General features: G+C 69.8%; 10 protein-coding genes and 2 tRNA genes. 5 read left to right on the top strand and 7 right to left on the bottom strand.

The features are described from left to right. Window positions 1-57: 57 nt before the first annotated feature. Window positions 58-360 (bottom strand): Acb2/Tad1 domain-containing protein, encoded by a 303-nt coding sequence (locus AC507J_RS11845; protein ID WP_496289165.1) that lies wholly within the window; start codon window positions 358-360, stop codon window positions 58-60. A 275-nt stretch (window positions 361-635) separates the two neighbouring features. Here AC507J_RS11845 and AC507J_RS11840 point away from each other — a divergent pair, with 275 nt between their 5' ends. Then, the gene (locus AC507J_RS11840) at window positions 636-1232 is read left to right on the top strand and encodes a hypothetical protein (RefSeq protein WP_496289164.1); all 597 of its coding nucleotides are present in this window, start codon (window positions 636-638) and stop codon (window positions 1230-1232) included. Window positions 1233-1294: 62 nt separating this feature from the next. Here AC507J_RS11840 and AC507J_RS11835 read toward each other — a convergent pair whose 3' ends face one another. The 4 genes from AC507J_RS11835 to AC507J_RS11820 form a co-directional block, all read right to left on the bottom strand. After that, window positions 1295-2239, bottom strand: coding sequence for a ParB N-terminal domain-containing protein (locus AC507J_RS11835; RefSeq protein ID WP_496289163.1), 945 nt, complete (start codon window positions 2237-2239; stop codon window positions 1295-1297). After that, window positions 2236-2646 carry a DUF6085 family protein gene (locus AC507J_RS11830; RefSeq protein ID WP_496289162.1) on the bottom strand — a complete coding sequence of 137 codons (411 nt, stop codon included), beginning with the start codon at window positions 2644-2646 and terminating at the stop codon, window positions 2236-2238. The genes AC507J_RS11835 and AC507J_RS11830 overlap by 4 nt, the downstream gene beginning before the upstream one ends. Continuing rightward, entirely contained in the window at window positions 2643-4745 is a 2103-nt protein-coding gene (locus tag AC507J_RS11825; RefSeq protein WP_496289161.1) for a putative antirestriction adenine methyltransferase, read from the bottom strand. The genes AC507J_RS11830 and AC507J_RS11825 overlap by 4 nt, the downstream gene beginning before the upstream one ends. A 35-nt stretch (window positions 4746-4780) precedes the next feature. Continuing rightward, window positions 4781-4853 (bottom strand) — tRNA-Gly (locus AC507J_RS11820). 163 nt (window positions 4854-5016) lie between these two features. Here AC507J_RS11820 and AC507J_RS11815 point away from each other — a divergent pair. The 3 genes from AC507J_RS11815 to AC507J_RS11805 all read left to right on the top strand — a co-directional run bounded on the left by AC507J_RS11815 (window position 5017) and on the right by AC507J_RS11805 (window position 8333). Then, a complete protein-coding gene (locus AC507J_RS11815; RefSeq protein ID WP_496289160.1) occupies window positions 5017-6090 on the top strand; it encodes an ImmA/IrrE family metallo-endopeptidase in 1074 nt (357 codons plus the stop codon). After that, complete coding sequence (locus AC507J_RS11810; protein ID WP_496289159.1) at window positions 6077-7225, top strand: hypothetical protein; 1149 nt, start codon at window positions 6077-6079, stop codon at window positions 7223-7225. Before AC507J_RS11815 ends, AC507J_RS11810 begins: the two co-directional genes overlap by 14 nt. Window positions 7226-8141: 916 nt before the next feature. Beyond that, complete coding sequence (locus AC507J_RS11805) at window positions 8142-8333, top strand: helix-turn-helix domain-containing protein (protein WP_496289158.1); 192 nt, start codon at window positions 8142-8144, stop codon at window positions 8331-8333. Window positions 8334-8627: 294 nt separating this feature from the next. On the opposite strand, the gene AC507J_RS11800 is transcribed toward AC507J_RS11805, so the two are convergent. Both AC507J_RS11800 and AC507J_RS11795 read right to left on the bottom strand, forming a co-directional pair. Further along, the gene (locus tag AC507J_RS11800) at window positions 8628-9923 is read right to left on the bottom strand and encodes a tyrosine-type recombinase/integrase (RefSeq protein ID WP_496289157.1); all 1296 of its coding nucleotides are present in this window, start codon (window positions 9921-9923) and stop codon (window positions 8628-8630) included. A 242-nt stretch (window positions 9924-10165) separates the two neighbouring features. Continuing rightward, window positions 10166-10249: transfer RNA gene (locus tag AC507J_RS11795), tRNA-Leu, on the bottom strand. Between the two features lie 206 nt (window positions 10250-10455). Between AC507J_RS11795 and AC507J_RS11790 the strand changes: the two genes are divergently transcribed. Then, window positions 10456-13047 carry a fibronectin type III domain-containing protein gene (locus AC507J_RS11790; protein WP_496289156.1) on the top strand — a complete coding sequence of 864 codons (2592 nt, stop codon included), beginning with the start codon at window positions 10456-10458 and terminating at the stop codon, window positions 13045-13047. Window positions 13048-13199 lie beyond the last annotated feature (152 nt).

Here is a 13199-nt window from a genome sequence, read left to right as displayed (position 1 = left end):
TGTGCTGGTGGTGCTGACGCCCGGCCGACGGAGAAGTGCCACCCGGACCGCCCCGTCTCAGTGGCCTGCGGGTCGCGCTCCGGACATCGGAGGTCGGGCGATCGCGGCATTGCCGTACATGAGGGCGTCGTCTAGGGCGGTGAGCACCAGTGACGACTCGCGGCCGGGCGGCAGGGAGCGCATCGCCTCGGCCATGACGACCTTGACGGCGGCTCTCCACCGGGCGTGCCGCTCGGCTTGCTCCAGGTTGACCGGTGGGTGGTAGTCGCAGCGGCGGTCCAGCTCGTAGCGCTGCCGCTCGTCCAGGTCGCGGCGTACAGGTCGGAGCGGGTGTCCATGCCTCCTCCTAGAGGGTCGCAACTCGGCATAGCGGCCGCATATACGCTGGCCACAATCGGGACGGGTGTTGCGTCACGTAGACGGTTTTGCTTGCTGGTGGCTAGAGTGGTGATAGCGGTGGCCCTGCGTCACCGGTTTCTCCTGCCGACCGCCGGTGGCCCCACGCCCGGCATGGGTTGGCGCAGAGGGACAAGGGCCTAAAGCTCGCGCGGGAACGGTCACGCGATGGCGTGATTGACGTGGCACGTCTTCTCAATGGCGGCTGCGTGGGGGGCTGCTGAGGAGGGCGTTCCACCATGACCAAGAACAAGGCTGCCAAGCAGCTTGCCGAGGCCGAGGGCATCTCGTACGCGGCAGCGCTGCGCCGAGTGCGCGAGCAGTACGAGGATGATCGGAAGCGCGAGCTTCAGGCCGACCTGGAGTCGCTGTTCCCGTCGCTGGAGAGTCTGCTGCCCGCCGCGGTTGCTGGCCGGTGCAAGGGGATGACCGGCGACAGCGTCGCGCGGCACCTCGGGCAGAACTGGATCGCTGGCCTGACGTTCGATGACGTCGAGCTGCCGGCGGACATCCTCCATGAGATCGTGGTCGACAGGGCCGAGCCGGACCTTGGCACCATCTCTTGGGACCAGCACGACGTGTTCCCCGATGGCGACGAGGTCGGCATGGTCGAGGTGGAGGCTGATGTCACCTTCACCGGCTGGGGCAGGCCCGATGCGATCGCGGGCCGTCAGGGTCTGCGGCTCGTCGACCCCGACGTGGACGGTGACGCTGAGGTCACCTTCAGCCATCGGGTACGGCTGCACTGGCACGTCGTGTACCGGCCGGGGGTGGACTACCTCGACCTGACGTACGCGTACGCGTCCGAGCTGGTGCCGCTCCACCCGCACGCCTAGGAGGCGGCGGAACAGCGGGCGTCCGCCGCGCGTTGACGCGGCGGACGCTTCGCACCTTCCCATCACAGGCCCGCCAGATAGTCGGCCGCCAGGTACTCCAGGGCTCGCCATCGCTGTTCGGCAGGCACTTCGCCCTTGCGTACGAGCTGGTCGACGGCGCGGGCCAGCACGGACGCCGCATCGGCAGGCATCGAGCGCGCCTCGATCACCGTCTCGATCGGGACCAGGCGGTTGACGTTGCCGATCGTCTCGCCGGCCTCGGGGTCGAACCACACGCCGTCGCGTAGCTCGCCGAGGTGCCGCTCGAACACCGTCAGGATCAGGCCGAGGGCGGTGGCCACGTTGCCGACGTTGTGGGCGCCGTGGGCGGTCGAGAGGGCGTCCAGCGTGGTTTCGTAGTCGCCGTACCCGGCGAGCCAGCGGGCGTCCGCTTGGACGAGCTTGCGGGCCTCGTCGAGGGAGGTGCGGGCGGCTTCCAGCTCGTGCGGCAGGAACACCAGCTGGACGGTGGCGAAGTCCAGGTTCGCCTCGGACAGGCCCTCCAGGTCGACTTGGGAAAGCAGGTCGAGCTGCTTGTCGTCCAGGCCCGAGTAGGCCCGCCAGTCCACGTCGTCCAGCTCCTCGTACAGCTGTTTCAGCGTGGCCGGGTCGTCTTCGCCCTCGATGGCGTTGTGAGACAGCTGCAACGCGACCTGTCGGGCGCGGGTGAGCGGCTGGTCGACCACGATGACGTCGACCAGATCCAGGCCGGCGTCGCGGGCCGCCATGATGCGGTGGTTGCCGGACAGCACCACCATCCGGCCGCCCGGCTCGTCGTTCCACACCAGCGGCGTGCTGGTCAGGGCTCCGTCGCGGCGAACGTTGGCGACCAGGCGGTCGTACGTCTCCTTCCGCATGTACCGGGCGTTGACCTCCAGCAGGGTGAGGGCAGCCGGGTCGACGCGGGCGGGCCGCAGGTTCAGCGGGCCGTCGTCGGTGGCCGCCTGCCGCTCGTCGACGCCGCTCACCGGGCCGCTCCGATCACGAACCGGCCGTTGTCGGCGCCGCACTCGAAGACACCCAGCGTGGCGGGCGGGGCGGTCAGGGCGTGCGTGGCCGCCTGGTTCACCTCGCAGGTGAACAGCGTCGGCCGGCACGACAGCGGGTGCTGGATCGTCCAGCCGTCCTCCCGCAGCTGGATCAGGTGCGCCGTCTCCTCGTCGACGGGCATCAGCCGGCCGGCGTCGGCGAGGGCCGCCAGGGCGGCGGTCATCTCGGCCCGGTAGGGCACGTCGGCGATCATCCGCTCGGCGTACGCGTCGGCGCGGATGGTGTCGGCCGGGTACGACCGCAGGTAGGCCGTTCGGGCGGCTGCCCGGGTCGCCAGGTCGACGTCGGCGGCCGCCACCTGGCCGCCGCGGTGGTCGTCGGTCATCGCATGTCCTTCCCGTGGCGGCGCTTCCACTCCGCCAGCGCCTCTCGCAACGTCCAGTCGCCCAGCGGGCCGCCGTACTGGAGCTGGTACCGGTGGATGCCGTCGGCGGCCGGCTCGCTGCGCTTCTGCAACTTCACACCGGGGATGCCCCGGCCGTACTTCGCCGAGTTCGGCCGGTCCGTGAACGCCGTGGTCGACCAGGAGGTGAGCCGCTTCGACAGGGACCGCTGCAACAGCAGCTGCGTCTCGCGGCTGGCGGCTGCCATCACGATCAGCTTCGCCAGCCGCCGGTACCGGGTCCACGACACCGGGAAGTCGCTCATCAGGTACGCGGTGCTCGGGTCGAACTTGGGCGGCAGGTACGCGAACGCGCCGATCAGCTTCCCGTCGACGCTGACGCCGCAGGCGAGCAGCGGCGAGCCGGGCAGGATCGTCTTCGACATGAACTGCGAGCGGATGGCGGCGAACTGGCCGCCAGTCAGCACGTGGATGGCCATACGGTCGCCGAGGTCTTCGGCGGGGCCGATCTTCGGCGCGAGGATCGGCGTGACGTCCTGTGCGGGGGCGACGACCCGGCGGGCCCCCGACGAGGCGTAGACGTAGATCGGCATGCCGCGGTTGGAGGTCTGCACGACGCCGCGCAGCCAGGGCCGCAGCTCGTCGCGCGGGATGTGCAGACCGAGGATCCAGTGGGGGCGGTCGAGGACCGCGCCGATGATCTGCTCCTTGCCGTCCTCGTCGAGCATGTCGTAGCTCGGCGCCGGCCAGTCGAAGAACTCATCGATGCCGGCGAACTGTGCCTCATAGTCGCCGGTGTTGTGCATCGCGAAGCCTTCGCCGATGTAGGTGCCAGTCGTCGTCGTTATCGATTGGATCGGGCGCTCGCCGAGCGGCTCCACTGCGACGACACGGACCCGGCAGTTGCCGCGCGACCGGATGCTCATCCGCTCCATGTCGAGCGCCGCCAAGCGCGAGATCAGCCGCTCTGGGCGCAGCGTGCCGAGCGCTCGCAGGATCGCCGGGATGCCTCCAGCGACCTCGATCCCGAGCACGCCGCTGGGCCGCCGCAGGGTGGCGCCCGCCTCGAAGCCGTGTCGCTTCAACAGCTCGACCACCTTGTCGGCAGTCGGGCCCGGTCGCTGCGAAAGCCCCAACTTGGACGCCTGCCCGACGTGGATGGAGCCCTCGCCGTCGAACATGCCGGCTAGCCACCCGGCCTCGTAGGTGCGGGCCTCCTCCCAGGTGTCGACCAGCCGCAGCACGTACGGTGCCTGCTCCAGCAGCTGGTCCGCTCTCACCCACCGGCGCTTCCCGCCGCTCTGGCCGTCGTACTGGTCGGCCAGCCACGGATGGTCGGTGGTGCAGACCACCGACGTGCCGTCGGCCAGGTGCACCCGCACGCACTCCTTGACCGCCGGCTCGGACCGGGTGACGACCGACCGCCGCCAGCGCCGGATCCGCGTGCCGTCGGGCGGGTACTCGTCGAATGCGAGCAGCCGGTCGCCCGGCCGCAGCTCGCCACACCGCACCCAGCGCAGGTCATCGGTCAGCAGCCGCTCGTCAGGCGCGAGGCAATAGAACGGCGGGAACATCGCTACCGGCGCGTCGGCCGGCACCACCGTCTCCAGGTACTCGCGGACGTCGCCGCAGTAGTACGACCCAAGGCGCAGTGTCAAGGCGTTGAGCTTGGCGACAGTCTTGGCGTGCATCGTCGGGAACTGGCCGACCGTGGCGCGGACCATCCGCTCGTAGTAGACGCCGGGTCGGCCGACGTACTGGAGGAACCGGGTGCCGAGCATCAGCGACGCGAGCGTGTCGGTCGGCGTGGCCAGGTACGGCTCTAGCCAGGCGAGCAGTTCGCAGTGTTCGTCCTTGAGCCGGTAGTCGAGGGGTCGGCCGGCGAGCCACCAGCCGAGGGCGCTCGAGTACGCCTGGACGTCGTTGCCGTGGATGACGCGGCGCTCGAGCGGCCGGCTGTGCAGCGTCCGCTCGATCGTGAAGTTGCCCGAGCAGCCGACGTACAGGTCGGTGTCGGGCCAGGACTCGGCGTGCTCGTAGATGATCGAGCGCAGGTCGGCCGGGATGCTGCCGTGGAACACGCGCCTCTACCACCCTCCCCTGTGGCCGGGCGTCGAGCGCCGGCCAGGATTTGAACCTGGGCCTCCACCGTGGAACGGCGGCGTGCCACCAAGCAGCACTTCCAGCGCGGAGCGTACGAGTACGCAGTACAGCATTGTAGCCGTACATGCTAACTCGCCTAGAACGACGTTGGAATGATCTAGGAATGACTCAGGAATATTTCGCGCACCGTCGTGCTACTGTGGCCGGACACAATGGAGGGGGGGCAACATGCGAGGCAATGGGGCGGCCGTGACCGTAGTTCGGCAGTCGCGGGCGTGGACGCAAGCCGAACTCGCCCTCAAGGCCCGCGTCTCCCAGGGCTATGTGTCCAAGATCGAGAGCGGACAGCTTGAGCTTGAGGGCCAGCAGCTTGCCCAGCTCGCCGAAGTCCTGGAGGTGCCTGCCGAGCTCCTTACCGTCCGCGAACCGAGCCTCGGTGCCAACGTCTCCTGCGTCCACCACCGTCGACGTCGGAGTAAGCTCACCGCCCTCGCCACCAAGCGCATCGAGGGGCTAACACATCTGATCAGCCTGACCGCGACCCGGCTGATCGAGGAGCTACCACACAGGCCAGAGGTCGGTCTACCCGAGCTGCCTGTGGGTGCGGTCCCCCCGCACGAGGCCGCTCGACGCGTGCGAGCGCTGCTCGGCGTCGGCGACGCGCCCATCGACGACGTGATTTGCATGGTCGAACAACTCGGGGTTGCCGTGATCCGGCGAGACCTCGGCACGGATGCGCAGGACGGAGTAAGCCTCAACCTGCCCGAGCGCCGGCCCATCATCGTGGTCAACACCGCCCTCCCCGGTGACCGTCAGCGGCTCAGCGTCGCCCACGAATTAGGCCATCTGGTGCTACACGGCTGGCAGGTCGCCACTGGAGAAGAAGCGGTCGAGCAGGAGGCGTTCGAGTTCGCCGGCGAGCTCATCGCGCCCTCCACCGCGATCGGTCAGGATCTCTCCGGCCTGAACACACGGGACTTCGGACGCCTGCTCGACCTCAAGGTCACCTGGGGCATGTCGATTGCCGCCCTAATCCAGCAAGCCTCCCGCCTCGGGCACATCGACGACCAGTCACATCGCATGCTGCGAATCCGGCTGAATCAGCTTGGCTGGGCGAAGGTCGAACCCGGCGCCGTCGCCGAGGAGAGGCCGCAGCTGATGACGCGCATCGTCCGTGCCCATTTGGACGGTCTGGGCAGGACGCTGGACAAAGCCGCCTCGACGGCCCTGATGCTGCCAGGCCCCTTCGCACGCCACTACTTGCCAGACCGGACGGACACAGCGCCGATTCACCAGGAAGGTACGGGCAGTGAGCTTGGATAACGCCCGCCAGCACAGCGACAGCCGGATGCCCTCACGGCTACAGCCCTTCCAGGAGGCCCTCCTCATTCAGTGCTATTCGGACGAGGCGATGAATGTTGCCAGGCTGGCGCGTCGGGATAACGCGGGTCTCGTAATCACCGCCAGGAAGGGCAACTTCAGGGCAACGGACGCGGCGTCCCGTGTCTACCAGGCCGCACGGCACCTGCGGGAGCACAACAACTTCCGCCAGCCGCTGCTGCTCGACGCCGCCCGATATGCCGGTGCCAACCGCGTGGCCGCGCAGACCCCGTTCAACGGCACCTGGATCCGCGATCAGAGGAACCTCGGGCTTCCGGTTCTCACGGACTCCGGCTACGTGGGCGAGGGTGACGAAGCGGGGCTTCGAGACATTCTTCGCCGCGCGGCAGATATCAAGGATGCGATCGCCCTGCTACCGCTTCACATCTCCTGGCTACGTTCTGCGCCGGCACTCGACACACTTCTCTCCTCCATCGAGCAGGCGGGCATGCCCGTCGCGGTCATTCTCGAGCACGACAAGGACCCACTCGGCCTGAAGAACATGGTCCGCTCGCTGCTGCGGTTGTTGAACTGCCCCGTCCCGGTAATGCTGCTCCGCTGCGACGTGTCCGCCCTTGGGGCGCTCTGCATGGGCGCCCTCGCAGCGGCGGTGGGTACGTCCACCAGCCTTCGCCACCTCTACCCGGTGAAGGACGGGGGCGGCGGAGGCGGCCACGATCCGCAGATTGCCGCAATGGTGAAGGAGTGCCTCGCCTACATCAGCGTCGACAAGATCGCGCTTGCCGCACAGGCGGACCCTGACGATGGACTGTGGCAGTGCGTCTGCGAGGCTTGCCACTCCCGACCCTTGGGGCAACTGGCTATCCACCCCTGGCCCGAGCAGGAGCGGCTGGCGTTCGAGCACTCCCTCGAGGTGCTGCTTGATCTTCGCGACGAACTCCTGCCTCACGGATCGACGAGGGCCGCGCGGACGGAGAGCTGGCGCGCGAAGTGTTGGAACGCGCAGGTCCGCCATTACGAGGTGGAGAGCAACACCGACAAGTGGGAACCGCCCCCGTTCCTAGGGGGCTGGCTCAAGGCATTGGAGCCGGCGACGCTACAGGAGCGCGTCCGCTAGCTCCGCGTCCGCCAAGAGGCGTCCATAGAGCTTCTCCTCGATCCAGCGGTCCACGGTTGTCCGGCGGGCGGTCGCTAGTCGGCCGGCATGCCCAGGTTGGATGATCCTCGCCTCGTCCTGGTCCTCGCAGACAACGGCAATCCCCGAGTACGCACACTCCAGAAGGAGATCTCGACTTGCCTCAGCGACAGATGGCAAGGCCACGGCGGTAGCGGCGAACCCGCGCCACTTCCGCGCGGTCGAAAGCGCGTTGCGGGGCGACCTCTCTACGCCAGCGAGGACTCCTTGGATGGAAACCGCAGAGGGGGGGAACAGCCCGCGGCCCTGCGGCCACTCCCACATCGCTAGAGAGTCAGGATCAAGCAGAGGTTCGGCGCACCGGTTCTCCAAGCGCCACTCGTGCGCGGCGGCATCACGGACCACGACTACCGAAACGTGGGTGCCAAGTAGTGACACATCAGGCACGACCACGCCTGACCACCCAAGGGCTTCTGCAGCTCTCTCCATGCACGGGGCGGTCGACCGGGAGGGGAGGCAACGGCCTCGTTGCCGAGATGTCATCGTTCCCTCTCTAGGCTGGCGATCCAACTTGGCCGACGATCCGTACGATGCGTAACGTAACCTCCACCCGCAGTGCGCAACGAGCGAAACGTTCGGACGCAACAGGGAGTGTGATCGAACATGCGTACGATCACACCCCCAATGCCGTCACTCTAGTCAGCGTGACTCGTTCGCGGAACCGCCGGGCAGCAGTCAACTCCTAGATCACAGCGTGGTAGCAGGCGTGAGCCACGCGAGAGCAGTCCCCGAAAGCGCCGAGGGCTACTCCACGACCTTCTCGTAGCTCTATGCGGCCGCAATGCTCTACTGTGACCCCATCAAGCTCGCTCGTCCGAGATCATGGAAGGCAGGAGACGTGCAGGAGTACACCTACGCCGAAGCCGCAATAAAGCTGCGCGTCGCGGAGACCACCCTGCGGCGCTGGGTGTCCAAGGGCCGCATCTCCTGCCACCGGCTGGGCCGGCTGGTCCGCTTCACCGACGAGGACCTGGCATCGGCGTACAAGCCGTCGCCGGCGATCCCGGCCGGCGCGGGCCGGCGGCGCTGATGACCTGGGGGCCGCCGGTACAGCACGTCGTTCACTGCCGGCCCATGCCGGCGTCCGGCGGCCCTTAGCACCACACACCACAGACCCGGGGGCCGCCGGTGCGGTCGCTACAACCCGCACTCATCGTTCTCGGCCGGCCAGACGCTGGCAGCCGGCGGCCCCCGTCGTACGTCACCACCCCTAAACCGTCCTAGGAGGACGGCAGATAGAAAGCGGGCGGCGAGCCATCACAGCTCGCCGCCCGCTTCGTCGGCCGGGTGACCCCCTCGACCCGGCCGGCTCCCCCCGAGCGGTCTACGGGCGCGAGGCGGCCGGGCGCACCTGCCGCGTCCCCCGGTGGATCCGGCCGCGAAGGTCGGCGGCTCGGCCGGCGCCGGCGGCGCGCTGCTCCTCGCCGGCACGGATGCCGGCCTCCAGGAACCCGCCGACGATCCGCCGGACGGGCTCGTGGTGCGTCCTGGTGCCATGCACGTAGACGTCCATCGTCGTGGACACCTGGGCGTGCCCGGCGACGCCCTTGAGCGCCGCCAGCTCCAGGCCCTCGTTGGCCAGCAGGGTCAGCAGGGAGTGCCGCAGGCCGTGCATCGTCATGTGCCCGGCCAGGCCGCGCGACTCGGCCAGCTTGCGGATCTTCACCCACCGCCAGTCGTAGAAGTCCTCGTACCGCCAGTGGTTGCCACGCGGCGCGACGAACAGGAACGCGTTGCCGGCCGCCGCGCGCCGCGTCACGATCTCCATGACCAGTGGGTGCAGCGGGACCTGGCGGTAGCCCTGCTTCGTCTTCGGCTTGGGCTCGACGACCCACCGCCGGTTGACCTTCCGCAGGACCTGCTGGACCTCGACGGTGCCAAGGTGCGCCCGGACGGCCCGGGGCGACAGGGCGGCGACCTCACCCCATCGCAGGCCGGTGGCGAGCTTCGTCAGGAGCAGGTCGCCGGCCTCCGGATCAACCTCGTACGCCGCGGTGAGCAGGATCGAGGCGTCCTCGGGCGTCTCCAGGATGTCCGGCACGTACTTCTCCCCCTCGGGGAGGGCCAGGCCGTCCAGCGGGTTGTACGACCGCAGGGGCGGCTCTTCGTCCTCACCGGGCAGGCAGGAGGCGCGGAAGATCGGGTAGACGCTCTCGCCCCGGATGTTGGCGATCGTCTTCCGGGACAGGCCGGAGTTCAGCAGCGCCGTCTGCCACTCGCGCATCACTCGGCGTGTGATCTCGTCGATCGGCAGGTCCCCGAGCGTCGGGAAGACGTGCTTCTCCAGCCGCTCCCGGTACTTCCGCTTCGTCTCGACGCTCGGCTTCGTCAGCGTCTCCATCCAGGCCAGCGCGTACTCGCGGAACGTCGTCTTCGCGGTCGGCTCCGGCACCGGAGCGGGGCCTGGCACCAGGAAGCCGAAGCCGTGGTCGACCAGCTGCTCTGGCGACGGCCGGCGGTTACCGCAGGCGTCGACGAGCGCCTTGAAGCGCTTCGCGTCGGCCTGATAGTCGAACGTCTCGCCGTCCCAGTCGCCGTCACGGCGGCCGCCGTCGCGCCACTTCACCCTCCACCGGGTGGTCTTGCCGTCCTTCGTCTGTCTCTTCTCGACCTGCGCCACTGTTCCTCCACGTGAACAGGCGGCCCCCAGCTACGCGGGCTCTGCCGCCAGCCGCACCTATATGCGCAGCAGTGGGACCGTAGCCGTCTCGCCCGACAGAGGCAAGATCACACCCTTGACAGTCCTCATCGAGAGCCGTGATCCCGCGGCGATCCCATGGCGGCAACAGCCCGAGAAACAACTAAGGCCGCCGACCTGGATAAAGCCAGGTCAACGGCCTTTTGCCTTCGTTCTCAAGATCGTGTCCGAGGGGGGACTTGAACCCCCACGCCCTATACGGGCACTAGCACCTCAAGCTAGCGCGTCTGCCATTCCGCCACCCGGACTTGCTCTGCACAGCCTACCCCGCCGGCCTCGGTGTTCCACCACCCGTAGGCCGCCCGGCGGGCCGCACGGGGAGTTACTGTACACGGCGCTGGTGGATCATGCACATCGGCGTCCGGGAGCCGGTCGGGCGGCGTGACGGGGACCGGGAAACGCTGCGGCTGTGCGGCGGGTAGCGGCGAGCGTCCGTACCCGGCAGCATGGCCACGTGCCCCAAGCTTCTCCCCTGGCCGTCATCCAGCAGCGAGCCCTCGCGCTGCGCGGGGCGGGTAACCTCGCCGCCGCCCGTGATCTGCTGACCGAGGCGGTCGAGTCTGCTCGCCCGCCGTTCGGCAAGGATCATCCCGACGTGCTCAGCACCGCCCATCTGCTGGCTCGACTGCACCGGGAAGCGGACGATCCGAGTGCGGCCCGCCGGGTGTTGGAGGGGGCGTTCGCTGACGGGGAACGGCGGTGGCCGCACTCGGATCCGTTGATGTTGGCGTTGTCCTACGAGTTGGCGTCGGTCGCCGACGAACTGGGCAACCGGCACGAGGCCCGCCGCAACTACACCCGGGTGGCTGCCGCCGGCCCCGCCGTGCTCGGTGCCGATCATCCGGCGGTACGCGCGGCGCGGGAGTATCTCGGCGACGCCGCTCCCGCGCCCCAGCCGCCGCCCGCTCCCCCGGCTGTCCCGCCGGTACCGGCCAGTCAGTCGCCGCACGGTGCGCTGGCCGAGCCGACGGTGTCGCTGGCCGTGCTGTCGACCGCCTGGAAGCCGCACGACGCGTCAGCGGCAGCGCCCACCCGGCAGGCGGTCTCCCCCGCGTCCGGGCCTCCGGCAGCTCACACTGTGCCTGGACTGCCGCCCGCTCCGGCCGTACCGCCCCCACCGACCCTGCCGACCCCACCGACAACGCCAGTTTTCCCGACAACGCCGACAACGCCGGCCGCGCAGACTCCGCCGATCACGCCACCGATACCGATCACCCCGGCGGCCACCCCGGTCGTACCAGCCGTTCCGGCGGTGCCGCCTGCGCTGGCCGTACCGCCGCCCGCCGTCGCGCCGCCCGTTCCTTCCGTGCCTCATGTGGTTCCGGCACCACCGAGTGTTTCTCCGCAGACGCCGGTAGTTCCGCCGCCTCCGGTGGTGCCGCAGGCCCGGGTGGCGTTCCACGACCAGGCCGCCCCGGCCGTGCCAGCGGGCGAGCGGGGCACGATGGTTCCGCCTGCTCCGGCGGCGCCAGCAGCGCCGGTGGCCCGGCCAGCCCAGGAGATTCCGGGTACGCCGTACGGGCCGCCAGCCGTTCCGTCGGCGCCTTCCGTACCGGCCGCGGCGGTGCCTGCTCAGCGCGGCACCGACGAGGTGACCGGGGTGGTGGCGGTACCGCCCGCTACCGAGGTTGGGACGCCGGCGGGCGGCGGTGGCAGTGGGTCGCCGCCGCATCCGGGGTGGGCTCGGCCGACGATCCGGGTCCAGCAGATCGGCCCGCTGTTGGCCGAGGAGGCGGCCAGGTCCGGGCGCCAGTCCCCCGGTACCTCAGCAGATGGCGCCCCGGCATTCCCGGTCAGCGGACCGCCGGTGAGTGGGCCGCCAGTCAGCGACCTACCAGTCAGCGGGTCACCAGTCAGCGGACCGGTGGGCGGACCACCGGTCAGTAGACCGCCGGTGAGCGGACCACCGGTAAGCGGACCACCGGTAAGCGGACCGCCAGTCAGTGGACCACCGGTAAGCGGACCGCCAGTCAGTGGACCACCGGTAAGCGGACCGCCAGTCAGCGGCCTACCGCTGAGCGGAGCGTCGGTCAGTGGGCCGCCAGCGCCCTGGCAACCGGTCAGCTCGCCGCCCATCAGTTCGCCGCCGGTCAGCGGAGTGCCGGTCAGTGGGCCGTCGGTCAGTTCGCCGTCGGGGGCTGGGCTGTCGTACCAGTCACCGGTGTCGGGCGTACCGGGTATTCCGGCCCCGCCCGTGATCCCGCCGGCCGGGGCCGATGCGATGACCGCCCGACTGCCGCAGTCGGGCCCGGTAAGCGGGCCGCCCTCGCACCACGGGCCGGTAAGCGGGCCGCCCTCGCACCACGGGCCGGTAAGCGGGCCGCCCTCGCACCACGGGCCGGTAAGCGGGCCGCCCTCGCATCAGGACGGGATCGGCGTCGGCCAGTACCACGTTCCGCATCAGCATGGAGCAGAGCAGCAGTTTCTCGGCGGGCACCCGCATGGGTCGACCCAGCAGGCTCCGCCCGCACCGCCGGCCTACCCGCCACCGCCGCCCAGCGACGTAGCGCCGTCGGCGTACCCCGCTTCGCCGGGTTGGGGACAGCCGGCGGGGCATCCGCCGGTCGCCGCGCCGTATCAGGGGCCGCTGGTGCTGCCGCCGCCGGAGCCGGAGCCGGCCCGCAACCGTACGGCGATCGTGGTGGCGGTGATCTCGGTGGTGGTCGCCGTCGCCGCGGTGATCGGGGTGGGGCTGCTGCTCCTGGACCGCCGGTCCGCCTCGTCCGGGGATGCGACGCCCGGCACGGTGGCGGAGTCGCTGGCGCCTCCCACCGACCTGGCGCTGCGCGACGACGCGACCACGATCACGTTGACCTGGGCCGATCCCTCCGGCGGGTTGGTACCGTTCGTGGTGGCCGGTGGGCGGGCCGGGTCGCCGCTGCGGATGATGGCCACGGTCGACGCGGGACAGACCACGTACACGGTGAACGGGTTGAGTTCCCGAGTGGACTACTGCTTCACCGTGCTGGCCGTCTACGACACCGACCAGTTGGCCACCTCCGGCCAGGCGTGCACGTCCCGGGAGGACGGCGGAACGCCAGGCTGATCCGAGCGGCCGGCAACACTGCCGGCTGACCCAAGCGCACGGCAGTGCTCCGGGCCGACGGAGGGCCATCCGCCGGACGGCCGACCGGCCCTGACCAGCCGACCGTCCCGGCCGGACACGCCGACGACACGCCACGCTGGGTGTCCACAGGC

Source organism: Micromonospora sp. PRAS1, assembly GCF_059553435.1.
Note: the sequence above shows the minus strand (reverse complement) of the source record. Positions and strands in the feature narration are given on the sequence as shown.